A 24,843-nucleotide genomic window follows, 5' to 3' on the forward strand; every position below is an offset into this window, starting at 1 on the left:
CGACCGGAGCGATCAACGACACGGCCTGAATGGGAGACAGTTCATGGCACATGCAGAAGCCGATCCGATCAAATTCGCCTACTGGGTGCCGAATGTTTCGGGCGGCCTGGTGATTTCCAACATCGAGCAGCGCACCAACCATTCTGCCGAGTACAATCGCAAGCTGGCGCAGATCGCCGAGAAGGCCGGCTTCGATTACGCGCTCAGCCAGATACGTTTCACCGCCGGCTACGGCGCCGACGAACAGCATGAATCGGTGGCGTTCAGCCATGATCTGCTGGCGGCGACCACGACGCTCAAGGTCATCGCGGCGATCCTGCCAGGACCATGGAACCCGGCGCTGGCGGCCAAGCAGATCGCCACCATCAGCTACCTGACCAACGGCCGCGTCGCGATCAACCTCGTCTCCGGCTGGTTCCGTGGCGAGTTCCATGCCATCGGCGAGCATTGGCTCGATCATGACGAGCGCTATCGCCGCTCGGAGGAATTCATCCGTGCGCTGCGCGGAATATGGACTGAAGACAGCTTCACCTTCCGTGGCGATTTCTACCGCTTCAATGAGTATTCTCTGAAGCCGAAACCGCCGCAAGTACCCGAAATCTTCCAGGGCGGCTCGTCGCGCGCCGCGCGCGACATGGCATCGCGCGTCTCGGACTGGTACTTCACCAACGGCAACACGCCGGCCGAGATCGCCAAGCAGGTCGATGATATCAGAGTCAAGGCGAAGGCCAATAACCATTCCGTCAAAGTTGGCGTCAACGCCTTCGCGGTCGTTCGCGAGACCGAGGACGAGGCCAGGGCGGTGCTCGCCGAAATCATCGCCGAGGCCAATCCCGACGCGGTCAATGCTTTTGGCCATGAGGTCAAGAATGCCGGCAAGGCCTCGCCGGAAGGTGAGGGCAATTGGGCGAAATCGTCCTTCGACGATCTGGTCCAGTACAATGACGGTTTCCGCTCGAACCTGATCGGCACCCCCAGGCAGGTCGCTCAACGCGTCGTCGACCTGAAGCGCGCGGGTGCGGATCTCATCCTGCTCGGTTTCCTGCACTTCCAGGAAGAGGTCGAGTATTTCGGCAAGCATGTCATCCCGCTCGTTCGCGAACTGGAAGACGCCGAGGCGGCGGCGTCGCTGGCGGCGGAATAGTCACCCCATAGGCACGCCGGACACGCGCCGGCCTGCACACATGGAGCTTGCCCGGCGCGCTGATCCGTCGGGCGGCAATAGGTCTTTGCGCGCCTAATCGAGGACGATTGGAATGCCGTTGCCCAGTTATACGCTCGGAGTGATGGAGGCTTCCGCCTATGCACCGGAGGTCTTTGCGCGCGGCCTGCCGTCAGGTCCACGGCCGGAGCAGTCGTTCGAAGATGTCGCCAAGTCGGCAGGGGCCGTTGCCGGCGATGCCTCAGCGTTGCTTTCGCTTCAGGGCATCAGCCTGTCCTTTGGCGGCGTCGTGGCACTGGCCGATATCGACCTATCGGTCCGCCAAGGCGAGATCCGTGCCATCATCGGCCCGAACGGCGCCGGCAAGAGTTCGCTGATCAACGTCATCAGCGGCGTCTACCGGCCGGATCGCGGCCATGTCCAGCTCGACGGTACCTCCTATGCCCAGGTCCCGACGCAGCGGCTGGCCCATCTCGGCGTCGCCAGAACCTTCCAGAATCTCGCACTGTTCAAGGGCCTAAGCGTCCTCGACAATGTCGCCTCTGGCCTTGCCTACAAGGTTCGCTCCAACTTTGCCGGCCAGGTGCTCGGCATCGGCCGCTCGCGTGGCGAGCAGCGCGATTCACGCAGCCGTGCCGAACAGATCCTTGAATTCCTCCATCTCACCGCCATTCGCGACCGTCTTGTCGGCACCTTGCCTTACGGGCTGCAGAAGCGTGTCGAACTGGCCCGCGCGCTGGTGGCCGAGCCGCGCCTGCTTTTGCTCGACGAGCCGATGGCCGGCATGACAGCGAGCGAAAAGAGCGAGATGGCGTCTTTCGTCCGTGCCGCGCGCGATCGTTTCGCCACCACCGCGGTGTTGATCGAGCACGATGTCGGCGTCGTCATGGGTCTGTCCGATCGCATCGCCGTTCTCGACTACGGCCGCAAGATCGCCGACGCCACGCCCGATGAAGTCAGGAACGACCAACGCGTCATCGATGCCTATCTCGGCGTCGCCTCGGACAATGAGGACGGGGCAGGCATATGATCGCCGATTTCGACTACCAATTCTTCATCGAAGTGCTCGTCGGCGGCCTGCTCTCAGGCGTCATGTATTCGCTTGTCGCGATCGGCTTCGTGCTCATCTACAAGACCTCGGGCGTGCTCAATTTCGCGCAAGGCGCGATGCTGCTGTTTGCGGCACTCACCTTCGTCAGCCTCGTCGAGCGCGGTATTCCGTTCGCGCTGGCGCTGGCGGTCACCTTCGCCATCATGGTGGCGATGGGTGTCGCCATCGAGCGCACGGTGCTGCGGCCACTGACCAACAAGCCGCCGATCACACTGTTCATGGCGACGCTCGGCCTGTCCTACATCATCGAGGGCGCCGCCCAGCTGATCTGGGGCACGCAGGTCCATGGCCTCGATCTCGGCATCGAGGACGTGCCGCTGGAAATCGGCGGCGTGCTGATCAGCCAGTTCGACATTTTTGCCGCGGTGGTTGCCGCCGGCATGGTCCTCCTGCTGTCGCTGTTCTTCCGCTACACCCGCATCGGCCTCTCCTTCCGCGCCGTTGCCGACGACCAGTTCGCGGCCCTCGCGGTCGGCCTCAGGCTGCCGCTGATCTGGGCCACCGTGTGGGCTGCCGCCGGCCTTGTCGCCCTGGTGGCGGGACTGCTCTGGGGCGCACGCCTCGGCGTGCAGTTCTCGCTGTCGCTGGTGGTGCTCAAGGCGCTGCCGGTGCTGGTGCTCGGCGGCTTCGATTCCATCCTCGGCGCCATCGTCGGCGGGCTTCTGATCGGCGCCAGTGAGAAGCTCGCCGAGGTCTATATCGGCGATTATTTCGGCGGCGGCATCGAGAGCTGGTTTGCCTATGTCGTCGCGCTCGTCTTCCTGCTGATCCGCCCTTCCGGCCTGTTCGGCCAGAAGCTCGTTGAGAGGATCTGAACGATGACCGCGATAACAAGCGATTTCGTCGCCGCGCCGGTGCTGCCGAAATGGGTCGTACCGGTCCTGCTGCTCGCCTTCGCCTATGGTGTCGTGCCGCTGATCGGCTCAAGCTATCTGTTAGAGGCCATCCTGCTGCCGTTCCTGGCGCTCAGCCTCGCCGGCGTGGGCTTGAACATTCTCACCGGCTATGCCGGCCAGGTCTCGCTGGGCAGTGCCGCCTTCATGGCGGCGGGCGCCTTCGCCGCCTATAATTTCAACCTGCGCGTCGAGGGCCTGCCGCTGATCGGCAGCATCTTCCTGGCCGGCATCGTCGCCGCCGCGATCGGCATCGTTTTCGGCCTGCCCAGCCTGCGGCTGAGGGGTTTTTATCTCGCAGTATCGACGCTTGCCGCGCAGTTCTTCGTGCAATGGGCGCTGACCAAGTTCAGCTGGTTCTCCAACAACTCGGCGTCAGGCGTCATCGACGCGCCGAGACTGTCGATCTCAGGTTTCGCGCTCGATAGCGCCATCGGTCGCTATCTCTTCGCGCTGACAATCGTCACCGTCCTGACCTTCCTCGCCCATCGGCTGGTCTCGTCGCAGACCGGGCGCAACTTCATCGCCATCCGCGACAATGAAACCGCCGCCCGCATCATCGGCATCCCGGTGCTGAAGACCAAGCTGCTGGCCTTCGCCATCTCGTCCTTCATCATCGGCGTCGCAGGCGTCATCTGGGCCTTCGCCTACCTGAGGACCGTCGAGCCGGACGGCTTCGATCTCGACCGGTCGTTCCAGATACTGTTCATCATCATCATCGGCGGCCTGGCTTCGATCCGCGGCGCGTTTTTCGGCGCCGCCCTCATCGTGGTCTTTCCACTCGCTCTGTCGCGTCTCGGCGGCTTCCTGCTCGGCGATCTCTTCGATTCGGGCGTGCTCGATATGAGCCAGCGCATCGTTCTGGGCGCGCTCATCATCCTGTTTCTGATCCTTGAACCCGACGGGCTGGTGGCGCTGTGGGACAGGGTCCGAAGACGGCTCCTGTTCGCCTGGCAGTCGACCTGAGCTGACGCATCCGAAAATGAACAAGGGGCCGAACAAGACGGCCCATACCGGGAGTACCTCGACCATGACTTTCCTCAGCACAATCAAGGCGGCGGCGTTGTCCGCGGCGATGATCGTGTCGGTGGCCTTGCCCGCCGCGCACGCCGACGAACAATATTTCCCGCTGCAAAGCTATCGCGTCGGGCCTTACGCGGCCGGCGGCACCGGCTTCTTCGGCGGCTTCATCGACTATCTCAACCTCATCAACATCCGCGACGGCGGCGTCAACGGCGTCAAGCTGACCTGGGACGAATGCGAGACCCAGTACGAGGTCGAGCGCGGCGTCGAATGCTACGAGCGGCAGAAGAGCCATGCCGGCGCCGCCGCCTGGAACCCGCTCTCGGTCGGCATCGCCTATGCCATGATTGACCGCATCACCGCCGACAAGGTGCCGCTGATCACCGTCAACCACGGCCGCACCGATTCCACCGACGGGCGTGTCTTCCCCTACGTCTTCCCGCTGCTGCTCAATCCCTACAGCGAGACATCAGGCATCGTGAACTACATCGCCTCCAAGGAAGGCGGCATCGACAAGCTGAAGGGAAAGAAGATCGTCGTGCTCTATCACGGCTCGCCCTACGGCAAGGAGACCATCCCGATCTATGAGCTGCTGGCGCAGAAATACGGCTTCACCGTGCAGCAGATCGAGGTGCCGCATCCCGGCAACGAGCAGCAGTCGCAGTGGCTGACCATCCGCCGCGCCAAGCCGGATTTCGTCGTCCTGCGCGGCTGGGGTGTGATGAACCCGGTGGCGCTGAAGACGGCGGTCAAGGTCGGCTATCCCGTCGATCACATCGTCGGCAATGTCTGGTCGAATTCTGAAGAGGATGTCATCCCTGCCGGCGACGCCGCCAAGGGTTACACCGCCATCACCACGCAGGCTTCCGGCAACTCCTACCCGGTGGTTCAGGAGATCGTGAAGACGGTCTACGGCGCCGGCAAGGGTAACCTTGAAGACAAGGCGCGCATCGGCTCGGTCTACCACAATCTCGGCATCGTCAACGGCATCCTCAATGTCGAGGCGATCCGGGTCGCGCAGGAGAAGTTCGGCCACCGCACGCTGACCGGCGACGAGGTCCGCTGGGGCTTCGAGCATCTCAAGCTTGATCCGGCCAAGGTCGAGGCGCTCGGCGCCAAGGACCTGTTCCACTCGATCAATGTCAGCTGGGACAACCATGAAGGCGAAGGCTACGTGACCTTCCAGCAGTGGGACGGCAAGAAGTGGAACGTCGTCTCCGACTGGATCGCGCCGGACTGGGCGCTTCTGCGGCCAATCATCGAGAAGTCCGCCGAGGCCTACGCCGCCGAGAAGGGCATCAAGCTGCGCACCGCCGACGATGCCAATGCTGTGACCACCAACTGATCAGTCAGTGCCGGGCGTCGCGGACCAAGTTTCCGTGGCGCCCGACCTGTTCGGTTTTCGAACCGCGAAAGAACAGCCTATGCCGAACGATGACGTCATTCTTGCTGTGGACACGGTCCATGCCACCTACAACCACGCCATCACGGCGCTGCATGGTGTCAGTTTCGAGCTCAGGCGCGGCCAGATACTGGCATTGCTCGGTGCCAATGGTGCCGGCAAGACCACGACGCTGAAGGCCGTCTCCAACCTGCTGCCGGCCGAACGCGGCCAGGTCAATGCCGGCACCATCCGCTATGACGGCTCGGATGTCTCGCGCCGCAAACCGGGTGATCTGGTGCGCGCCGGGCTGGTTCAGGTGCTGGAAGGCCGCCACTGCTTCAAAAGCCTCACCGTCGAGGAGAATCTGATCGCCGGCGGCATCGGCCGCAGCGGCAGCCGCGCCGAGATCAACGGGGATCTCGAACGGATCTACGGCTATTTCCCGAGGCTTCGGGAAAAACGCCGGACATTGTCCGGCCTGACCTCCGGCGGCGAACAGCAGATGACCGCCATCGGCAGGGCGCTGATGTCGCGGCCGCGGCTGCTCGTCCTGGACGAACCGTCGATGGGGCTCGCGCCAATCATCGTCCAGGACATCTTCCAGAGCTTGAAAAAACTCAACCGCGAGACTGGCCTATCCATCCTGGTCGCCGAGCAGAACTCCGCAGTGGCGCTGCGATATGCCGATCATGCCACGGTGCTGGAGAACGGCGTTTCCGTTCTCGCCGGCGCGGCCCCCGAGCTTCGCCAGCGCGAGGACATCAGGGCCTTCTATCTCGGTCAATCGAACCCCGGGCAACAGGCGTCACCCGCCACCAAACCCGCCCATCTCCACGCCGTTGCCTGAATCGAAATCCCAAGGAGCAGTGAAATGACCGTTTCGACCGTCAAGACCGACAAGGCTTCCGCCGCCGTGCCGCCAGTCGCAAGGCCGACCGCCCCGGCGCACATCATCAAGGACGACGCCGAGGCGATTGCGGTTGCCCATGCGCTCGCCGCCGAATTCGTCAAGGACTCCTCCCGGCGCGACCGTGAACGGATCTGGCCGGTCGCCGAACTCGATGCCTTTTCGCAAAGCGGCCTGTGGTCGATCAATGTACCCAAGGCATTCGGTGGGCCGGAGGTGTCCTATGCGACGCTGGCGAAGGTGATCGAGATCATCTCGGCGGCGGATTCCTCGATCGGCCAGGTTGCGCAGAACCATCTCGGCGTCGTCGCTGCCATCCGCACCGTCTCCGACGCGGACCAGCAGAAGCTGCTGTTCGCCGAAGCGCTGAAGGGCACCCGGTTCGGCAACGCCTTTTCCGAGTTCGGCTCCAAGCGCGCCGCCGATTTTGAGACCCGCTTCACCGATGCCGGCGATCATGTGGTCGTCAACGGCCGGAAATTCTATTCGTCCGGCGCGCTGCTCGCCCATCTGGTGCCGATCGTGGCGCTCGATGACGAGGGCCGCGCCTGGTATGCGATCGCCGACCGCGGCGCACCCGGCCTGACCGTCATCGACGACTGGTCGAGCTTCGGCCAGCGCACGACCCTGTCCGGCACCGTCATCATCGACAACGTCAAGGTGCCGAAGACGCATCTGGTACCCGGCTACAAGGGCTACGACAAACCGACCGCCGACGGCGCCATCTTCCAGATCATCCAGGTGGCCGTGGACACCGGCATCGCCCAGGCGGCGATCGACGAGACGGTCGATTTCGTCAGGACCAAAAGCCGCGCCTGGATCGACAGCGGCGTCGACAACGCCTGGGACGATCCCTACACCATTCAGGCCATCGGCGACCTGACGCTGCGCCTGCACGCGGCGCAGGCGCTGCTCGAAAAGGCCGGTCATGCAATCGACCGGGCAGTGGCCGAGCCGACAGCCGAGACGGTGGCGCACGCCCAGATCGTCACTGCCGAGGCAAAAATCCTGTCGACAGAGATCGCCATCGCCGCCACCAACAAGCTGTTCGAACTGGCAGGGACCCGCTCAACCCTGGCCGAGCACAATCTCGACCGGCATTGGCGCAACGCTCGCACGCACACGCTGCACGATCCGGTGCGCTGGAAGTACTCGATCCTCGGCAAATATTTCCTCAACGGCGAAAATCCGCCGCTGCACGCCTGGAGCTGATTTTCCACCGGCGGGCGGGCGGCCCGCCACGTCAAACTTTCGACCATCCAAGAGGCCCACTGCCATGTCAAATCCAACAGTCGTCGGCTTTTCCGGCAACATCACCAGGCCGTCAAAGACGCGCGCCTTCGTCGATCTGGTCGCCAGGGACATCGCCGCCAGCCACGGCCTATCGGCGAGCACCTATGATATCGAGGATCTCGGGCCGTCGCTGGGAACGGCGAAATGGGCCCGCGATCTCGACGGCCAGGCGCACGCGATCCTGGAACAAATCCTCGCCGCCGACGTGCTTGTCGTGGGCTCGCCGACCTACAAGGGCAGCTATACCGGCCTGTTCAAGCATTTCTTCGATCTGATCGATCCGGCGGCATTGCGGGGAAAGCCCATCGTGCTGACGGCGACCGGCGGTGGCGAGCGCCATGCCTTGATCGTCGAGCATCAGCTGCGGCCGCTGTTCGGCTTCTTCGAGGCCTTTGCGCTGCCCACCGCCGTCTACGCCACCGACAAGGATTTCACCGACGGCGTGCTGCGCTCCGAGGCGATCCTTAAGCGTGCGGCGCAGGCGGTCGACGAGGTCGGCTTTGTGCTGGCCAATCGTTCGGCAGGCCGGATCGCCGCTGAATAGCCTGTCGTCAGCCAGATTGAACTGAACGAAATCCGTGAGGGCAGCGCCCCCGCTTACGCGCAATTTACGACCGACCGCTAAAACCGTTCCTGTCTGATTCGTCTGGGACAGGAACGTCATGAGCAAAGCCCTCACATCCTTCGCATTGGTCGCCGTGCTGACCGCCTTGCTCATGGCGTTGAGCCTGGCTGTCGCCAGGCACGGCTATCCCTATGGCGCGATCGGCGTCAGGCGCCTTGACGGCATTGCCGACGCCGGCGTGTTCATCCCGATTGCCGCCGTCTATTTCTTCAGCGCGATGCTGATGATGATCCTGCCGATAAGGGCGGCCGGTATCGTCCTGACCCATGCCGCCGATGCCCTTTTCTGGACCGTGATCGCACTGTTTGCGACCATCGTCGGCTGTCTGGTCGCCAGATGGGCGTTCGGGCAGGGCAGCGCCGTGTGGACATTGCTGAACTGGCGGTTCCTGTTTGCCGCGGCGATCGTCGGTTGTCACTTTGTCATGAACGAGCTGCGCCGCAACGTGCTGCTGCGCAGCCTGTTCTTCGTCGTCTTTGCCGCCGCGACGCTGGCCTGCCTGTTCTGGTCGTTCACACTCTGACCAGCCGTAACCGGCTACTTCGCTGATCCTGCGGCGATGTTGCCGGCGGCAATTTCCATCCATGTCCAGAGATAGGCGGCAAGACCGCGATCGACATGGATGCGCAGCTTGGCGTCATGGCGATAGACGACGGCGCTGATGCCTGCGAATGAGAGCGCTGCACTGGCGCTCGCTTGGCTGGGATCGAGCGTCGTTCCACGCGCGATGAAAGCATCGAGCGCCGTGCCCTCGGCCTCGAACATTTGCAGCCCGGCGCTGATCGCCGTCACCGCGAACCCGTCTGTGTGCCAGCCCGAGGCGATGGCGAGGACGCTGTTCGAGACGACGAGCAACCGGTCGCGCGCCAGCCGCGCCGCATAGCGGTCACCTTGTGCGGTGCCAAAGGCTCCGACTCCGTTCCCGTCGGCGCTCGAAGCCCGCGCCCACGCGTCGAGGTCGCCGCTGACCAGCAACTGGTTGAGGCCGCAGACCGCGCGTACCACAAGGCCGGGCACCTTGATCACCGCCGATTGCCAATCCGGTGCAACGGACCATTTTTCCGCGAGATCACGCATGCAGCCGGTCTCCTGCCGGGTCGAAGACGCAAGGGGCGGTAATCGTCGCCTTGCTGATCTTGCCGAGATGCTGGATGTCGATCGTCTCGCCGTGCCGCGTCGCGCCGCGCTCTATCAGCCCAAGCGCAACCGGGCGGCCAAGCGTCGGGCTCTGGTAGCTCGAGGTGACAAAGCCCTGGCTGTGCAATCTGCCGTCGATCCGTTTGATGCCATGCGCGCCGGTCGGCAGCGGTGCTTCGCCTTGCGGCACTGCCAGCCCGACAAGCTGCATGCGATTGTCACGCGACGCCTCCTCGGTGAACAATGAGCGGCGGCCGACGAACTCGGTCTTGCGTTTGGCCCGCGGACCGTGGACGCCGAGATCATGCGGCAATGTGGTGCCGTCGGTGTCCTTGCCGATGACGATAAAACCCTTTTCGGCACGCAGGATCATCAGCGCCTCCAGGCCGATGACGATGGCGTCGAGCGCCTGGCCGGCCTCGCGCAGATGCGCCCATAGCGGCTCGGCGTGGTCGGCCCGGATCGAAATCTCGTAGCTCCTGTCGCCGGTGAAACTGACGCGGGCGATGCGGACTTCGTCGCCGGCATAAGTGCCATGACCGATCGCCATATGCGGCAGGTCGGCATCGTCGAGCGAGAGGCCAAGATGCAGCTTTTCCAGCAGCTTGCGGGCATTTGGCCCCGAAACGGTCAGTGTCGCCATGTCCGGTGTGGCGTTGTGGATGTAAACGGCGCTGCGGCCAAAACGGTCCTGGCGCCATTCCTCCAGCCGCGCATGGACGGCGGCGACATGCGAGGACGAGCACGACACGATGAAGCGATGCTCGTCCAGCCGCACCAGCACGCCGTCGTCGAAGACCACGCCGTTCTCAGACAGCATGAAGCCATAGCGGCAGCGGCCCGGTTTCAGTGTTGACATGGTGTTGTAGTAGAGGAAATCGACGAACGCCGTCGCCTGCGGCCCGATCACCTCGATCTTGCCGAGCGTCGAACCATCGAACAGCGCGACCGACTGGCGCGCACGTCGCGCCTCGTCCGCGATCGAACGTTCCGCGTCCGCGTTGCCGCCATAGTGGGCAGGCCGCAGCCAGCCGCCATATTCCTGGAAAACAGCGCCGCTGGCGCGATGGACGTTTTCGAGCGGCAGTCGCCGTACCGGCGCCATCAATTCACCGACGCGCGCGCCGGCAAAGCTTGCCAGCGGCACCGGCGTGAACGGCGGCCGGTAGGTGGTGGTGCCGACCTCCGGCACCGTGCGGCCGGCAATCCCTGCCATCAGCGCCAGCCCGGGCAGGTTGGAGGTCTTGCCCTGGTCGGTCGCCATGCCGAGCGTGGTGTAGCGCTTCAGATGTTCGACCGAGACGAAGTTTTCGCGTGCGGCCAGCTCGACGTCCTTCACCGTCACGTCGTTCTGGTAGTCGATCCAGATGCGACCTTTCGAGCCCGGCATCGGCCAGGCCGGGAGAATGCCGTCCGTCGCCTCCGGCCCGGTGCTGCGTGGTGTTGCCGCGTTCTCCTTGCCGGCGAATGCCTTTTCCACGCCGGCAAACACCTCCGATAAGGAGACCGCGCCGGCTGCGGCGCCGACCACGGCGATACCGCCGACCGGTTCGCCCGGCAGGAAGGCCGCGCGCGCATCGCTCCAGGCGAGCTTGCCCTTGGCCTGGCCGAAGAGATGAATGGTCGGCGTCCAGCCGCCCGAGACCACAACGCAATCGGCATCGAACCTCGTGCCGTCGTCGAGCGTCACGCCGTCGACGCGCAGCTTGCCGCTGGCGGAAGCCAGCGCACGGCCTTTGATCAGGCGCACATTGGCCGGCGCGGCAGGCGTGCCGTCACGCCGGATATCGACAAGCCTGACTTCGGCGCCGACCTCGGCAAGCGCCCCCGCCACCTCATAGGCGCTGTCATTGTTGGTGGCGACGATGATGCGGCGGCCGACCAGCACAGCGTGGCGCCGGAGATAGGCGAACGCCGCATCCGCCGACATGATGCCCGGCAGATCGTTGTTGGCGAAAGGCAGCGGCCGTTCGATGGCGCCGGTCGCCAGCACGATCTGGCGCGGCCTGACCCGCCACAGCGTATCCGGCCGGCCGTCGAGATGACGTTGGTTCAGCCCGACCAGATTGTGGTCGTAAATGCCGAAGGCGGTGGTCGAAGGCAGGATGAGGTGACCGCCAGCGGCAAGCTCGGCAATCGTCTCCTTGACCCATACGGCCGCCGGCTTGCCGTCGATCTCCGCGGCACGATGGCCGAGCGATCCGCCGGGACTCTGCTGGTCGTCGACCAGTGCGACGGTCAGGCCAGCACCGGACGCCAGCCCTGCCGCCGCCAGCCCGGCCGGTCCCGCGCCTACAACCAGCACATCGCAATGATGGTTGATCTGGTCAGCCTTGCCGGGCGAGGTCCAGTCGGCGTCGACTGTGCCCAATCCCGCCATGGCGCGGATGCGCGGCTCGAACCTGTGCCAGTCCGGCCACATGAAGGTCTTGTAGTAGAACGCCGCTGGAATGAAGCGCGCGAAACGGTCGAGGAAGGCGTTGCGGTCGGCCAGCGCGCTGGGCGTGGCGTTGACGCTTTTCGCCACCAGTCCGTCCCGCGCCGGCTCGGTCGTGGCGCGGGTGTTCGGCGTTGCCCGCGTGCCGCCGAGATCGACCAGCGCATTTGGCTCCTCGACGCCGGCGCCCCATATGCCGCGCGGCCGGTGGTATTTGAAGCTGCGGCCGACGACCGCGACGTCACCCGCCAGCAGCGCCGAGGCGATGGTGTCACCGGCAAAGCCTTGCACGATGGTTCCGTCGAAGCTGAAGCGGATCGGGCGCGAGCGGTCGATGGCGCTGCCGCCGGTGGCAAGACGTGAGGCGGTCACGCGACGTGCTCCCCGCCGAGTGCGGCCGAGGACAGCACCTTGTGGGTGACGGTGTCGCGCACCATGACGAAGAACTCGCCGCAGTTCATGTGAACCCAGATCTCGCGCGCCGCTCCTTTCGGATTGGTGCGCAGATAGAGATAGTTTGCCCAGCGATCGATCGGCACATCGGCGCCATCCGGCCTGATGTTGCCGGCATCGCCGCCATAGTGGAATTCGGTTTCGTCGCGCGGACCACAGAATGGGCAAGGAAAGAGCTGCATAGGATCCTCAATCTTCGTCTTTATGCATGTCGTTCTCCCAAAACCGCTGCGCACTTTTGGGCGACATGCATCAGTGCGCGATGCCGGAGCCGGCCGCTTCGTCGATCAGCCGCCCGCTGGCGAAGCGATCAAGGTCGAATGGACGGCTGATGTGGTTGTGTTCGCCAGTCGCCAGCAGGTTCGCCAGCAGCGTGCCGCCTGCGGGAATGGCCTTGAAGCCGCCCGTGCCCCAGCCGCAATTGAGGAACAGGCCGGGCAGCGGCGAGGGGCCGATGATCGGCGAGGAGTCCGGCACGACATCGACGATCCCAGCCCATTGCCGCATCAGCTTGAGCTGGCCGAAGATCGGGAACATCTCCAGCAGGCCGGCAATCACCCCCTCCAGCGTCGGCAGATTGCCGCGCTGCACGTAGGAGGGGATGCGGTCGAGCCCGCCGCCGATGACGATCTCGCCCTTGTCCGACTGGCTGACATAGACGCCGCAGCCGGGCGACAGCACCACCGTGTCGAGGATCGGCTTGACCGGTTCGGACACGCAGGCCTGCAGCGCATAGGAATTGATCGGCAGGCGGAAGCCGGCCTTGGCCGCCAGCACCGAAGAATGCCCGGCCACCGCCATGCCGATACGCTCGGCACGGATCGCGCCACGCGAGGTCTGGACGCCACGGCAGCGGCCGCCCTCGATGATGAAATCGGTGATCTCGCAGTTCTGGATGATGTCGACGCCGAGTCGGCTTGCGGCCCGCGCATAGCCCCAGGCGACCGCATCATGGCGTGCCGTTCCGGCCCTGCCTTGCCAGATACCGCCGAACACCGGGAAGCGTGCGTCCGGTGAAAAATTGTAGATCGGCGCCACCCGGCGCACATCGTCAGGCGAAAACAGCTCTGCATCGATGCCGTTGATCTGCATGGCGTTGACGGTGCGGGCGCCGATCTCCATCTCGCCGGTCGAGTGGCAGAGATTGACCATGCCGCGTTGCGACAGCATGACGTTGTAGTTGAGCTCTTTCGACAATCCCTCATAGAGCCGGTGCGCCAGCCCGTATAGCTCGACGCTCTCCGGATAATAGTAGTTGGAGCGCACCACGGTGGTGTTGCGGCCGGTGTTGCCGCCGCCGATCCAGCCTTTTTCCAGCACCGCTACGCTGGTGATGTTGTGGTTCTTGGCCAGGTAATAGGCCGTTGCCAGCCCATGGCCGCCGCCACCGATGACGATCACATCATAGGACAGTTTCGGCTTGGGCGAGCGCCACGCCGGTTGCCAGCCGGTTTGGCCGGCCAGGCCCTCCTTGAACAGCGAAAAGGCGGAATAGCGTGTGGTCATGACGTGCCGGACAGGCCTGATGTTCGGAAAGAAACGTGGATCATCGCATGGTCTTCCGCACCGACGTCACCGGTTCGATCGGTCATGCCCGCATCGCCTTGCCCAGTGGATCGTATGGCGACGAGGCGATGACGCGCGCACCTCTTTCGACGCCGACGATGTGGGTTGTCAACTGCGTATCGATATCAGCCACCTCGCGCTCGACCAGCGCCATGGCGAGGCTCTTGCCGACCGTATGGCCGTAGCCGCCCGAGGTGACGAAGCCAGCAAGCTTGCCTCTATACCAGACCGGCTCGTAACCGCTGGCATCGGCGTCCGCCGCGTCGATTTCGAGCGTCACCAGCGTGCGCCTCGATGAAGCCTTCAGCTCCTTCCGGGCCGCCTCGCGGCCGATGAAATCGCCCTTGTCGAAAGCGATCCAGCGGTCCATCCCGGTCTCATCGGGCGTATAGTCCTGCGTGAACTCGCGCGACCAGATACCAAAGCTCTTTTCGAGCCGCAGCGAATTGACCGCGCCGAAGCCGTATTCGGTGACGCCCAGATACTTGCCTGCCGTCAGCAGAGCGCGGCGCAGGCCCGCGTGCTCATTGGCCTGGCAATGGATCTCGTAGCCGAGTTCGCCGATGACCGAGAGCCGCCCGACCTTGGCCCGCACCAGCCCGACATCCAATGTCTTGCAGGCTAGAAAGCCAAAGGCCTCGTGCGAAACGTCCTGATGTGTGAGGCGCTCAAGCAACATTCGCGCATTGGGACCAGCCAGCGAGAAACCGACGACCGCGTCTGAAATGTCGCGGACGGTGACGCCGTCGCTCATATGCTGCTCGAACCAGCGCATATGCCACTGGCGCAGATAGTAGGATCCCATGATCCACCAGGAGCCATCGCCCCAGTTGAAGACGGTGAGGTCGCCCTTGAGCTTGCCGTTTTCGCCGAGCATAGGCGCGAGCTTGGCGCGACCCGGCTTGGGCAGCGCACAGGCAAGCAGCCGGTCGAGCCAAGCTTCCGCCTGCGGCCCGGCGATTTCGTAGCGCGAGAAGGCAGTGATATCGAGCAGACCGACGCCCTCGCGCACCTTGCGGCATTCCTGTGCGACGATGTCGAAGGCGTTGGAGCGCTTCAGCGTCGGTGTCTCGACGAAGCCATGCGGCGCGAAATAGAGCGGCACTTCCATGCCCCATGAGTTGCCCCAGCGCGCGCCGGCGGCATCCATCGCGTCATGCGCGCCGGCTGTCTTCAAGGGCCGCCCCGCCGGCAACTGCTCGTTGGGATAGCTCATGACAAAGCGGCGCGAATAGAACTGCCCGGTGGTCTGCCTGATGTATTCGCGGTTGGAGGCGAAATCGCCATAGCGGGCGATGTCCATGCCGTAGACATCGGCTTCCGGCTCGCCATGGATCATCCATTCGGCAAGCGACTTGCCGACCCCGCCGCCTTGCAGGAAACCGGCCATGACGCCGCACGCCACCCAGTAGTTGGGAACCCCGCGCACCGGGCCGACCAGCGGATTGCCGTCCGGCGAGAAGGTGAAGGCGCCGTTCACCCAGCGCTTGATGCCGGCATTCTCCAGGCAGGGGTATCGGCTGAAGCCGAGGGCCAACTCGTCGGCGATGCGGTCGGTGTCTTCCTGGATCAGTTCAATGCCGTAATCCCACGGCGCCCCATCCATGTTCCAGTGCTTGTGGTTGATCTCGTAGATGCCGAGCAGCAGGCCCTTCTGTTCCTGGCGCATGTAGGTGAAGCCTTCGAGATCGACGATCAGCGGCAATTCCTTTTCCAGCGCCTGGATTTCGGGCAGCGCCTCGGTGACGAGATAATGGTGCTCCATCGGCGACACCGGCAGGTCGATGCCGGCCATCCGGCCGACCTGCTTGGCCCACAGCCCGCCGGCATTGACGACGTGTTCGGCAATGACCGTGCCCTTCTCGGTGACTACGTCCCAGCCGCCGTCCGCGCGGCGGTTGAGTGCCAGCACGCGGTTGTGCTCGATGATATCGGCGCCGCGCAGCCTGGCTGCCTTGGCATAGGCGTGCACGACGCCCGAGGGATCGATATGGCCTTCGCGCGCAGCATAGAGTCCACCCAGCATGCCGTCGGTGTTGAGGATCGGGCAGCGCTGCTTGATCTCATCGACTCCGACCAGGTGGACATCGTCGATGCCCATGGTCTGGAAGATGCGGTAGGAAGCCTTGAGCCATTCCCAGCGCTCCGGCGCGGAGGCGACCGAAATACCGCCGGTCATGTGCATGCCGATGCTCTGGCCCGATTCCTTCTCGACCTCGGAGAGCAGGTCGATCGTGTAGGCCTGCAGGGCGGCGATATTGGGATCGGCGTTCAGCGCATGGAACCCGCCGGCCGCATGCCAACTCGACCCTGCGGTCAGCACCTCGCGTTCGATCAGCGCGACGTCGCTCCAGCCGAACTTCGCCAGGTGATAGAGCACCGAGGCTCCAACCACTCCGCCGCCGATGACGATCACCCGATATTGGGATTTCATCCTGTCGCACTCCACCCAGCCAGTGTGGCGTACCCTATCGGTATTGTACATATGTGTCTAGAGCTTGGCGAGCAGCGGAATGAGCGCCCGTGACGCCGCTCTGCGCCCATACGGCAGAGGGCTCCTCTGCTGCTGTCGGCAGCAACCGTGCTTGCTATTGGGCCGATGCGCGAAGCGAAATCGTCAGGCCGCGGCGACCGGGCGGGCCGTACTATCGGTTGCGCGAAAGCGTCTTCTCGACATAGCGCGAGAAGTCCTCGACATCCTCCGCCGGAGGCTCCTGGCCGGTGAAGCTGCGCAGATAACCGGCGACGTGAGGGAGGCGGCTGCTCATCGGCTCGTTGAGCTCAAGCGAGTAATAGCCGATCTGCATGAAATACAGCACGCGGGCCCGCACGAAGGCATCCTCCTCGTCGTAGCCGTGACGCATGAACATGTCGCGTATGGCGTTGACACGCTCCTCGTCGGCCTCGTCTAACGCGCGCCTGATGGCGGGCGAGCGACGGGCCCAGGCCCTGATCGCGAAATCCAGCTGGGGGTCGAACAGCCTTTCGTCCACCCAGCATTCGAAAATGCTCATCACCCCACGTATGACGGTGGCGGAAGGCCGCCTGGCGCGTTCCACGATGAATTTGGTATTCGTCTGCCGCCAGTAGTCCAGCAACTGATCGAGCAGATCCTGCCGGCTCTTGAAATACCAGTAGAAGCTGGAGCGCGACACATCGAGCTTCTGGCCAAGCGTCAGCACGCGGACGCGTTCGACTCCGTCAGAGATCAACGTTTCAAGCGCAAGCTTCAGCCAGTCTTCGCGAGTGGCCTTGATGTTGCCGGTGGCGCCGGCGCGCTGAATCGTCGTTTCGAGAGCTGCCATCGACACGACGCATGACATGCTGCCTCAGGCAAATCAAGGCTATGGACATAATTGTACAGGATGAATCGGCCCAAGCCGATTGATGCACGATGGAGGTTGGCTGCATCGAGGCTCGATGGGGAATCGTCGTCGCCCGCCATCCGCGCGGCGCAGGCACGGGGATTTTTGTCGCGGCTGGCGGTTCACTGTTTGCTTTCCCGCGAGGCAATTGTCTGGCAAATACCAGTTCAGACAGATGCCCGCGCGGCCAACAAGCAGGAACACACGATATGACGCTGTTTCGAAAGAACCTCATCGATGGCGAGTGGGTCGGCGATGCCGGTTCGCGCAACATCAACCCCTCGGATACCGGCGACGTCGTCGGCGACTATGCCTCGGCGGGTGTCGAACAGGCCCAGCAGGCGATCGCCGCGGCCAAGGCAGCGTTCCCGGCTTGGTCCCGCTCCGGTCCGCTGGCGCGTCACGCGGTGTTGAAAAAGGCCTCCGACGAGATTCTGGCGCGCAAGGACGAGATCGGCCGCAACCTGGCGCGAGAGGAAGGCAAGACGCTGGCCGAAGGCATCGGCGAAACAATTCGCGCCGCCCAGATATTCGACTTCTTTGCCGGCGAAACGTTGCGTTTGACCGGAGAGGTCGTGCCGAGCGTGCGGCCGGGCGTCGGCGTCGAGATGACGCGCGAGGCGGTCGGCGTGGTCGGCATCATCACGCCGTGGAATTTTCCGATCGCTATTCCGGCCTGGAAGATCGCCCCGGCGCTGACACACGGCAACACCGTCGTCTTCAAGCCGGCGGAACTGGTTCCCGAGAGCGCCTGGACCATCGTCGACATCCTGCATCGCGCCGGCCTGCCGAAGGGCGTGCTCAATCTCGTCATGGGCAAGGGCTCGGTCGTCGGTCAGGCGATGCTCGACAGTCCCGATGTCAACGCCATCAGCTTCACCGGCTCGGTCGGCACCGGCAAGCGCGTCGCTGCGGCAAGCATCGAACACATGCGCAAGTTCCAGCTTGAAATGGGCGGCAAGAACCCGCTGGTCGTGCTCGACGATGCCGACCTCGCGATCGCCGTCGATTGCGCGCTCAATGGTGCCTTCTTCTCGACCGGCCAGCGCTGCACCGCCTCGTCCAGGCTGATTGTGGCTGACGGCATTCACGACCGCTTCGTCGACGCCCTCAAGGATCGCATGAGCAAACTGGTCATCGGCGATGCGCTCGACGCGCAGACCCAGATCGGTCCTGTCGTCGACGCGACGCAGCTGAAGCAAGACGAGGACTATATCGCCATCGGTGTCAGGGAAGGTGCCACGCTCGCCTTCGGTGGCGAGCGGCTCGACCGCAAGACGCCGGGCTTCTACCTGCAGCCGGCGTTGCTGACCGAGGCGACCAACGCCATGCGCAGTTCGCGCGAGGAGATTTTCGGGCCTGTCGCCAGCGTCATTCGCGTCAAGGACTATGACGAGGCGCTTTCCGTTGCCAACGACACGCCCTTCGGCTTGACCTCCGGCATCTGCACCTCGAGCCTCAAGCATGCCACGCACTTCAAGCGCAATTCGGAGGCCGGCATGGTGATGGTCAACCTGCCGACGGCGGGTGTCGATTTCCATGTTCCCTTCGGCGGCCGCAAGGGTTCGAGCTATGGGCCGCGCGAGCAGGGCCACTATGCGGCGGAGTTCTACACCACGGTGAAGACGGCCTATACATTCGCAGGCTGATCGGCCGTCGACCGATCAGCCGGGCTGCTCGGTCACGTCTGACCACGCCGGCAACCCCGCCATGCACATCTGGATTGGAGCGGCGCGAAGGATGACAGTGCAGGACCTGACCTGGCTTAACCCGCCGCCGCACCATTCTATCGACGGCGACAGCGTTCGTGTGCGCACCGGCAAGGAGACCGATTTCTGGCGCGAGACCTTCTACGGTTTCTGGCGCGACAATGGCCACTTCCTGCACCGGCCCGTCGAAGGCGATTTCACCGCCGAGGTCACCGTCAAAGGCGACTACGAGGTGCTTTATGATCAGGCGGGGCTGATGGTCCGGCTCAGCGAAACCCATTGGATCAAGGCCGGTATCGAGTACACCGACGGCCTTGCCTATTTCTCCGTCGTGGTCACCAACGACACGTCAGACTGGTCGCTGGTCGCCATTCATGCCGGTCCGGGCGGCGTCAGGATCCGGCTGACCCGTCACGCCGAAACGATCCGTGTCCAGTATCTCGATGCTTCCGACGGCCACTGGAAGCCTGTGCGGCTTGCCTACTTTCCGATCTCCAGGACGGTCGATGTCGGCATGATGTGCTGTTCGCCGCAACGCGAGGGCTTCGAGGTCACATTCTCCGGCTTTTCGGTGGGGCCGCCGATATCGCGGGAATTGCACGATTGAGACGTGCGGCCTTGCGCCGACCGCAAGCCCTTCGACCTTTGTCATAATCAAGTCTGTAGATCGAGCCTCGCCGGCGGCTGCGCCTGTCGTAAGTTGGGTTCTCCGGAGCCGGAGGGGGTATTGCGGGGAAACTTTTGGCCTTTGTTCCGCTCAAGGCGAATATGTCGGGCAGCACGTTGCAACGGTATTGGCATCCGCGCTAGGAGTTGCCCATGGGCAGGTTGCGAAGGGCAGTCAAAAGAGCCGTCTATTCCAGGGCGCTGAGATTTCTTGGCGTTCCGCCCGTGCTGTGGTCGCAGGGCATCGGACATTTCTGCGATTTCGCCGGGCCGCGCTGGTATCGCAACGCGTCAACCGCATCGACACAGAGCGAGGCATTTTTCCGCCAGCATTACAGCGGCGCACATGGCATCGTCTGGCTGCGTCTGAGCACCTTGTCCAGGGATGCGCAAACCTGTGATCTCGACACGTTCGTCAGGATCGTGTTGCCGACGATCACGGCACCGTTCACGCTGCTGACGACCGATGGCGATGCTTCGGTGCCGTCTGATCTGGCGAAGGACACCGTCGACCAGCTTCTCGCCAACCCCTTCCTGGTCTCCTGGTACAGCCAGAATTGTGACGGCACTCACCCCAGGGTCAAGCCTTTCCCGATCGGGCTCGATCTTCACACGCCTCGGTCCTTCGCCACGCCGGAAGGGCTTGTGAAGCAACTGGAAATCATACGCGCCCGGCAGGATCATGTGGACCGCCGCCCGCCCAGACTGTTCTCTGATTTCAGCATCAGCAATGGCTCGAGACAGCGCCGGGAACTGCTTGATGCCCTGCGCGGATGTCCGCATGTCGATTTCCTGGCGAAACGCGTCTCGCAGCGCTCGATCTGGCAACTGTACTCGCAATACCCGCTTGTGCTGTCCACCGAAGGCAACGGCCTGGACTGCCATAGGACATGGGAGCTGTTCTATCTCGGCTGCATCGTCGTCACCAAGACCTCGCCGCTCGACCCGCTCTATCAGGGTCTGCCGGTCATTATCGTCGACGACTGGCATGAGGTCAGGGACCCCGATGCGCCAAGGCGCTGGATAGAGCAGGTTAAGCATCTGACCGAGCGCGACCATGTTTGGAGACGCTTGCATCCGCAAACCTATCTCGAGCCCATTCGGCAAGAACTTCTGCACGCATCCTGACAGGGCAGCCACGAAATTGGAGTCGCGGTCGGCAGGGCCCGCAGGATCCGCGGAAATATAGAGCCGGCTAACCTCTGGATGGCACCGACGTTTGGCGGATATCCGATATGGTCGACGAGGCTTTCGTCAAGCGCCGCATCGTCGCCGAATGTCCCATGCACCAGCTGCGGCAGGCTGCCGGAATGTCACCATCGCCTGGACCACGCCAACCAGCGGCCAGCCAGATGCTTCCATGATGAGGTGAGCCTTGTCCGCCGATAGGCGTCGCCGGCCATCTTTATGCCTAGCGCCTGCGTCGGGAAGGGATGGATGACGTCGGCCAGCGCACGCAATCCCATGCCCGATTTGATGGCCAGCGACACCGCATTGATCATCTCACCGGCATGGCTGGCGACGACCGTGGCGCCCAGGATGCGGTCGGACCCTTCCCTGACGTGGATTTTGACGAAACCCTCCTCCTCGCCGTCCATGACCGCCCGGGCGACATCGTGCATCAGCACCGTATAAGTCTTGACCGGGATGCCGTTCTGGCGCGCCTCCGCCGGATAGAGGCCGACATGGGCGATCTCCGGATCGGTGTAGGTGCACCACGGAATGACCAGCTCGCTCAGTTTCCTGCGTCCGAGAAACAGGGCATTGCGCACGACCATGCGAGCTGTGGCCTCGGCGGTGTGGGTGAATTTGTAGGCGAGGCAGACATCGCCCGCCGCATAGATGTGCGGATTTGTGGTGCGGAGATAATCGTCCACCTTGATACCGTCGGCATCGTATGCCACCCCGGCGTTTTCCAGGTCGAGGCCGTCGACATTGGGCGATCGGCCGATGCCGGTGATGATCTCGTCGACGGAAATCGTTGTCGTGATGTCGTCGCACACCAGATCGGCGAGCTTCTTGCCGCCTTCCGTTCGCACCGCTACCACCTCGGTGTTGAGGCGAACCTCGACACCTTCGCGCGCCAGCGCGTCCGAAAGGATCTGGGCGGCGTCGCGTTCCTCGCCGGGCAGGAACATCGGTTCCCGTTGCGCCAGGATGACCTTGGCACCGAGCAGGCAGAAGGCCTGCGCCGCCTCGCAGCCGAGCGGTCCGCCGCCAATGACCAGAAGCCGCTTCGGGCACTCCGTGAGCTCGAACATGGTCTCGTTGCTGAGATAGCCGGCCTCGGCAAGGCCTGGAATCGTCGGCAGCCTCGGGCGCGCGCCTGTCGCGATCAGCGCCTTCCTGAAACGCAAGGTTTGTCCGGCGACCGTGACAGCGTCCGGTCCGGAAAACAGCGCTTCGCCGAAATAAAGGTCGATGCCTTCGGAAACAAGCCTATCGGCGGCATCCGCGCGGCTGATCCGCTGCCGGATCTGCCGCATCCGCGTCATGGCGCGCGGAAAGTCGACGTGAAGACGGTCCGGCATGTCGCCGCCGAAATTCTCGGCATCGCGCATGTCGGCATAAAGCCTTGCGGTGCGGATGATCGACTTGGACGGGATGCAACCGACATTGACGCAAGTTCCGCCGATCAGATTGCGCTCGATGAGCGCGACCTTTGCGCCGAGGCCGGCCGCTTCGTAGGCGGCAGTCAGCCCAGCCGGCCCGGCACCGATGACGACGAGGTTGTAGGGACCGTCCGGCTGCGGGTTCTTCCAGTGCGGCGGATGGGCGCTCGCGACCAGACTGATGTCGTTGCTGTCGACGGGGAAGGCGGTGATCCTGGTCCGGTCACGCGACATTGCCGCCACCTGACGCCGGGCTTGCCGGCTGAGACAGCCAGCCGCCATTGAATCCGGCCTTGTGCAGGCCGCGACGGATATGCTGATTGGACCGCATCAGCTTCCAGATCAGCCCTGACCGATGGTTCTCGATCATCATCACCACGATACCCTGATCCAGCCCATAGTGGCCTTCCGACACCCAGCCGTGCCTCCCGAATTTACGCCGGTTCGCCAATGTCGGATTGAAGCCGCTCGGCAGCCGGAAATTGTCGATCACCTCGGGGTAGCGATCACCGAGATGGCGCAGCGCCGCCAGGCAGATCTCCGGCGCGAAAGGCAGTGATGCCGGATAGGACCAAGGGGCGATCGTCCCGTCATCGGGCCCGAACGGAGCGCCGCGCGCGGCATAGCCGGAAAACCGCCGGCGCTGTCGCTCCACGCTGGTGCGGAAGCCGCCCGGCCCGTCGCCCGCCGAAAGTCCCCAAAGGTTCTCTTCATAGCCGTCATAGCCGTAAGGGTTGTGGCGCGCATAGTCGCGATGCAGATAGGTCGAGCGGCGGCTGTTTTCGAAATAGTCCGAGTTCTTCTCGCGCATGAAGGCGTCGCGGATGCCGGCGAAATCGATCCAGGCATGCGAGAACTGGTGCATGAACAATGGGCCGCCATACAGCACGTCGTAGCCGTAGATGTTTTCCCACTGATAGGTCGCCGTCCAGCCCTCGTAGCTGTTATCCGAGGTTGGACTGTCAGGCGAGGCCATCGACAGCACGTAGAGGATCGTCGCTTCGTTGTAGCCCTCCCAGCCATAGTGCAGAAAGCCGCTCTTTGGCTTCCAGCCTTGCCGCAGGGTCGGGCTTGAACCTTGTGCCCACCGCCAGTCGACGCGCCGGTAGAGCGCCTCGGCCAGTTGGCGGATTTCGGCTTCCTCGTCATCGTCACCGGAGAAATAAGCGCTCGCCACCAGCATGCCTGATATCAGCAACGCCGTATCCACCATCGACAGTTCGCAGCGCCAGACGCGCAGGCCGGTCCGCATATCGAGGAAGTGGTAGTAAAAACCCTTATGGCCGGTGACGTCGTCGCTATTGCCTTGCCGGCTGGTCGAGAAGAAACGCAGCGCGGCCAGCGTCAGCTTCGCGGCGGCATCGCGCGTCATCCAACCGCGCTCGACGCCGATCGGATAGCTGGACAGCGCGAAGCCGACGACAGCGATGCTGGCCGGCGAATTTGGCCGCGATGTGTCGGCGACCAGTCCGTTTTCGGGGTTCACGTTATCGAGGAAGTAATCGAAGGCGGCGCGCTGATAGCGGTCCAGAAGCTCATCGTCGGACAGTGCGGCAGATTCGGCTCTAAGCAAAAGTAGCAAACTCCCGCCTGACGGCTGCATTCCGTGTCATGGTTCCCGCTACCTTGTCGCGACTTGTCGATTCGAGGCGTCCAACTATACGCCCGCATGCTCCATCCGTTGCACCGTCACGTGGAATTGAGATTCGTTCTGCCTCAGTAGGTGGCGCGGCCGCCGGAAACGTCGAACACGGCGGCCGTCGTGAACGAACACTCTTCCGAGGCGATCCAGCAGATCAGCGCCGCCACCTCGTCGACCTCGCCAAAGCGCGCCATCGGTATCTTGGACAGCATGAAGTCGATGTGCTCCTGGCTCATCTGCTTGAAGATCGCGGTGCGCACGGCCGCCGGCGTGACGCAATTGACCGTCACCCCGGTCTTGGCCAGTTCCTTGCCGAGCGACTTGGTCAGGCCGATTACCGCGGCCTTGGACGTGCTGTAGGCGGAGGCGTTGGGATTGCCTTCCTTGCCGGCGATCGAGGCGATGTTGACGATGCGGCCATAGTTGCGCTCGAGCATGTGCGGCACGAGCGCCTTGTTGCAGTAGAAGACGCCGTTGATGTTGATGTCGATGACCTTCTGCCAATCTTCCGCCGAATAGTTCCAGGTCGTCATGTTCGGCCCGGTGATCGCCGCGCTGGTGACCAGGATATCGACACCGCCAAGCGCTTCGAGCGTTGACCGGGCAGCGCGCTCCACGCCTGCGGCATCGGCAACGTCGATAGCGATGCCGTGAAGACTGGGGATGACGGCCTTGGCCTGTTCGATCTGGGCGGGATCGCGATCCCAGACCGAAACCCGTCCGCCTTCTTCGACAATCCTCTGCGCCACCGCCAGACCAATGCCCGATGCGCCACCGGTGATGACCGCCACCCGGTCGCTGAACCGTCCTGCAAAATTCATCGGCATCCGATCTCCCCCCGTCACCCGAACCCGATGG

At 63.6% G+C, this 24,843-nt stretch carries 21 protein-coding genes; 12 read left to right on the forward strand and 9 right to left on the reverse strand.

Annotation, left to right across the window (positions count from 1 at the left end; genetic code table 11):
- The first annotated feature begins 43 nt into the window (after window positions 1-43).
- The 9 genes from sfnG (at window position 44) to LB559_RS07455 (ending at window position 8,921) form a co-directional block, all read left to right on the forward strand.
- Entirely contained in the window at window positions 44-1,144 is a 1,101-nt protein-coding gene (gene sfnG / locus LB559_RS07415) for a dimethylsulfone monooxygenase SfnG (RefSeq protein WP_013528160.1), read from the forward strand.
- Between the two features lie 112 nt (window positions 1,145-1,256).
- On the forward strand, window positions 1,257-2,192 hold the full coding sequence (locus tag LB559_RS07420) for an ABC transporter ATP-binding protein (RefSeq protein WP_127370903.1): 936 nt from the start codon (window positions 1,257-1,259) through the stop codon (window positions 2,190-2,192).
- The gene (locus LB559_RS07425) at window positions 2,189-3,088 is read left to right on the forward strand and encodes a branched-chain amino acid ABC transporter permease (protein ID WP_032898718.1); all 900 of its coding nucleotides are present in this window, start codon (window positions 2,189-2,191) and stop codon (window positions 3,086-3,088) included. The genes LB559_RS07420 and LB559_RS07425 overlap by 4 nt, the downstream gene beginning before the upstream one ends.
- 3 nt (window positions 3,089-3,091) lie before the next feature.
- On the forward strand, window positions 3,092-4,132 hold the full coding sequence (locus LB559_RS07430; protein ID WP_224673668.1) for a branched-chain amino acid ABC transporter permease: 1,041 nt from the start codon (window positions 3,092-3,094) through the stop codon (window positions 4,130-4,132).
- Window positions 4,133-4,196: 64 nt separating this feature from the next.
- A complete protein-coding gene (locus LB559_RS07435) occupies window positions 4,197-5,534 on the forward strand; it encodes an ABC transporter substrate-binding protein (protein ID WP_224618396.1) in 1,338 nt (445 codons plus the stop codon).
- A 79-nt stretch (window positions 5,535-5,613) separates the two neighbouring features.
- Window positions 5,614-6,420: an ABC transporter ATP-binding protein gene (locus LB559_RS07440; protein ID WP_024501876.1), complete on the forward strand. Its 807-nt coding sequence runs from the start codon at window positions 5,614-5,616 to the stop codon at window positions 6,418-6,420.
- 24 nt (window positions 6,421-6,444) lie between these two features.
- A complete protein-coding gene (locus LB559_RS07445; protein WP_063171069.1) occupies window positions 6,445-7,692 on the forward strand; it encodes an SfnB family sulfur acquisition oxidoreductase in 1,248 nt (415 codons plus the stop codon).
- Between the two features lie 64 nt (window positions 7,693-7,756).
- A complete protein-coding gene (msuE, locus tag LB559_RS07450; protein WP_027164238.1) occupies window positions 7,757-8,317 on the forward strand; it encodes an FMN reductase in 561 nt (186 codons plus the stop codon).
- A 118-nt stretch (window positions 8,318-8,435) separates the two neighbouring features.
- Window positions 8,436-8,921, forward strand: a complete 486-nt coding sequence (locus tag LB559_RS07455) for a hypothetical protein (protein WP_013528152.1) — start codon at window positions 8,436-8,438, stop codon at window positions 8,919-8,921.
- Between the two features lie 14 nt (window positions 8,922-8,935).
- Here LB559_RS07455 and LB559_RS07460 read toward each other — a convergent pair whose 3' ends face one another.
- From LB559_RS07460 to LB559_RS07485, 6 genes are all read right to left on the reverse strand, one after another.
- Window positions 8,936-9,475 (reverse strand): hypothetical protein, encoded by a 540-nt coding sequence (locus tag LB559_RS07460; RefSeq protein ID WP_224673669.1) that lies wholly within the window; start codon window positions 9,473-9,475, stop codon window positions 8,936-8,938.
- On the reverse strand, window positions 9,468-12,344 hold the full coding sequence (locus LB559_RS07465) for a sarcosine oxidase subunit alpha family protein (protein WP_224673670.1): 2,877 nt from the start codon (window positions 12,342-12,344) through the stop codon (window positions 9,468-9,470). The genes LB559_RS07460 and LB559_RS07465 overlap by 8 nt, the downstream gene beginning before the upstream one ends.
- Window positions 12,341-12,607: a sarcosine oxidase subunit delta gene (locus LB559_RS07470; protein ID WP_224673671.1), complete on the reverse strand. Its 267-nt coding sequence runs from the start codon at window positions 12,605-12,607 to the stop codon at window positions 12,341-12,343. Before LB559_RS07470 ends, LB559_RS07465 begins: the two co-directional genes overlap by 4 nt.
- 70 nt (window positions 12,608-12,677) lie before the next feature.
- Window positions 12,678-13,931, reverse strand: coding sequence for a sarcosine oxidase subunit beta family protein (locus tag LB559_RS07475; protein ID WP_224673672.1), 1,254 nt, complete (start codon window positions 13,929-13,931; stop codon window positions 12,678-12,680).
- Window positions 13,932-14,013: 82 nt separating this feature from the next.
- A complete protein-coding gene (locus LB559_RS07480) occupies window positions 14,014-16,425 on the reverse strand; it encodes an FAD-dependent oxidoreductase (protein WP_224673673.1) in 2,412 nt (803 codons plus the stop codon).
- A gap of 211 nt (window positions 16,426-16,636) precedes the next feature.
- On the reverse strand, window positions 16,637-17,296 hold the full coding sequence (locus LB559_RS07485; RefSeq protein ID WP_024501867.1) for a TetR/AcrR family transcriptional regulator: 660 nt from the start codon (window positions 17,294-17,296) through the stop codon (window positions 16,637-16,639).
- A 269-nt stretch (window positions 17,297-17,565) separates the two neighbouring features.
- Here LB559_RS07485 and LB559_RS07490 point away from each other — a divergent pair, with 269 nt between their 5' ends.
- The 3 genes from LB559_RS07490 (at window position 17,566) to LB559_RS07500 (ending at window position 20,859) form a co-directional block, all read left to right on the forward strand.
- Window positions 17,566-19,005 (forward strand): aldehyde dehydrogenase family protein, encoded by a 1,440-nt coding sequence (locus tag LB559_RS07490; RefSeq protein ID WP_013528145.1) that lies wholly within the window; start codon window positions 17,566-17,568, stop codon window positions 19,003-19,005.
- Between the two features lie 91 nt (window positions 19,006-19,096).
- On the forward strand, window positions 19,097-19,672 hold the full coding sequence (locus tag LB559_RS07495) for a DUF1349 domain-containing protein (RefSeq protein ID WP_063170443.1): 576 nt from the start codon (window positions 19,097-19,099) through the stop codon (window positions 19,670-19,672).
- A 212-nt stretch (window positions 19,673-19,884) separates the two neighbouring features.
- Window positions 19,885-20,859 (forward strand): hypothetical protein, encoded by a 975-nt coding sequence (locus LB559_RS07500; RefSeq protein WP_224673674.1) that lies wholly within the window; start codon window positions 19,885-19,887, stop codon window positions 20,857-20,859.
- A 185-nt stretch (window positions 20,860-21,044) separates the two neighbouring features.
- Here LB559_RS07500 and LB559_RS07505 read toward each other — a convergent pair whose 3' ends face one another.
- The 3 genes from LB559_RS07505 to LB559_RS07515 all read right to left on the reverse strand — a co-directional run bounded on the left by LB559_RS07505 (window position 21,045) and on the right by LB559_RS07515 (window position 24,812).
- On the reverse strand, window positions 21,045-22,577 hold the full coding sequence (locus tag LB559_RS07505; RefSeq protein WP_224673675.1) for a mercuric reductase: 1,533 nt from the start codon (window positions 22,575-22,577) through the stop codon (window positions 21,045-21,047).
- A complete protein-coding gene (locus LB559_RS07510; protein ID WP_013528141.1) occupies window positions 22,567-23,916 on the reverse strand; it encodes a glucoamylase family protein in 1,350 nt (449 codons plus the stop codon). The genes LB559_RS07505 and LB559_RS07510 overlap by 11 nt, the downstream gene beginning before the upstream one ends.
- A gap of 143 nt (window positions 23,917-24,059) precedes the next feature.
- Window positions 24,060-24,812 (reverse strand): SDR family NAD(P)-dependent oxidoreductase, encoded by a 753-nt coding sequence (locus tag LB559_RS07515; RefSeq protein WP_013528140.1) that lies wholly within the window; start codon window positions 24,810-24,812, stop codon window positions 24,060-24,062.
- Window positions 24,813-24,843 lie beyond the last annotated feature (31 nt).

Origin of the sequence: Mesorhizobium sp. BR1-1-3 (genome assembly GCF_020165455.1) — a bacterium.
GTDB classification, from domain to species: domain Bacteria; phylum Pseudomonadota; class Alphaproteobacteria; order Rhizobiales; family Rhizobiaceae; genus Mesorhizobium; species Mesorhizobium ciceri.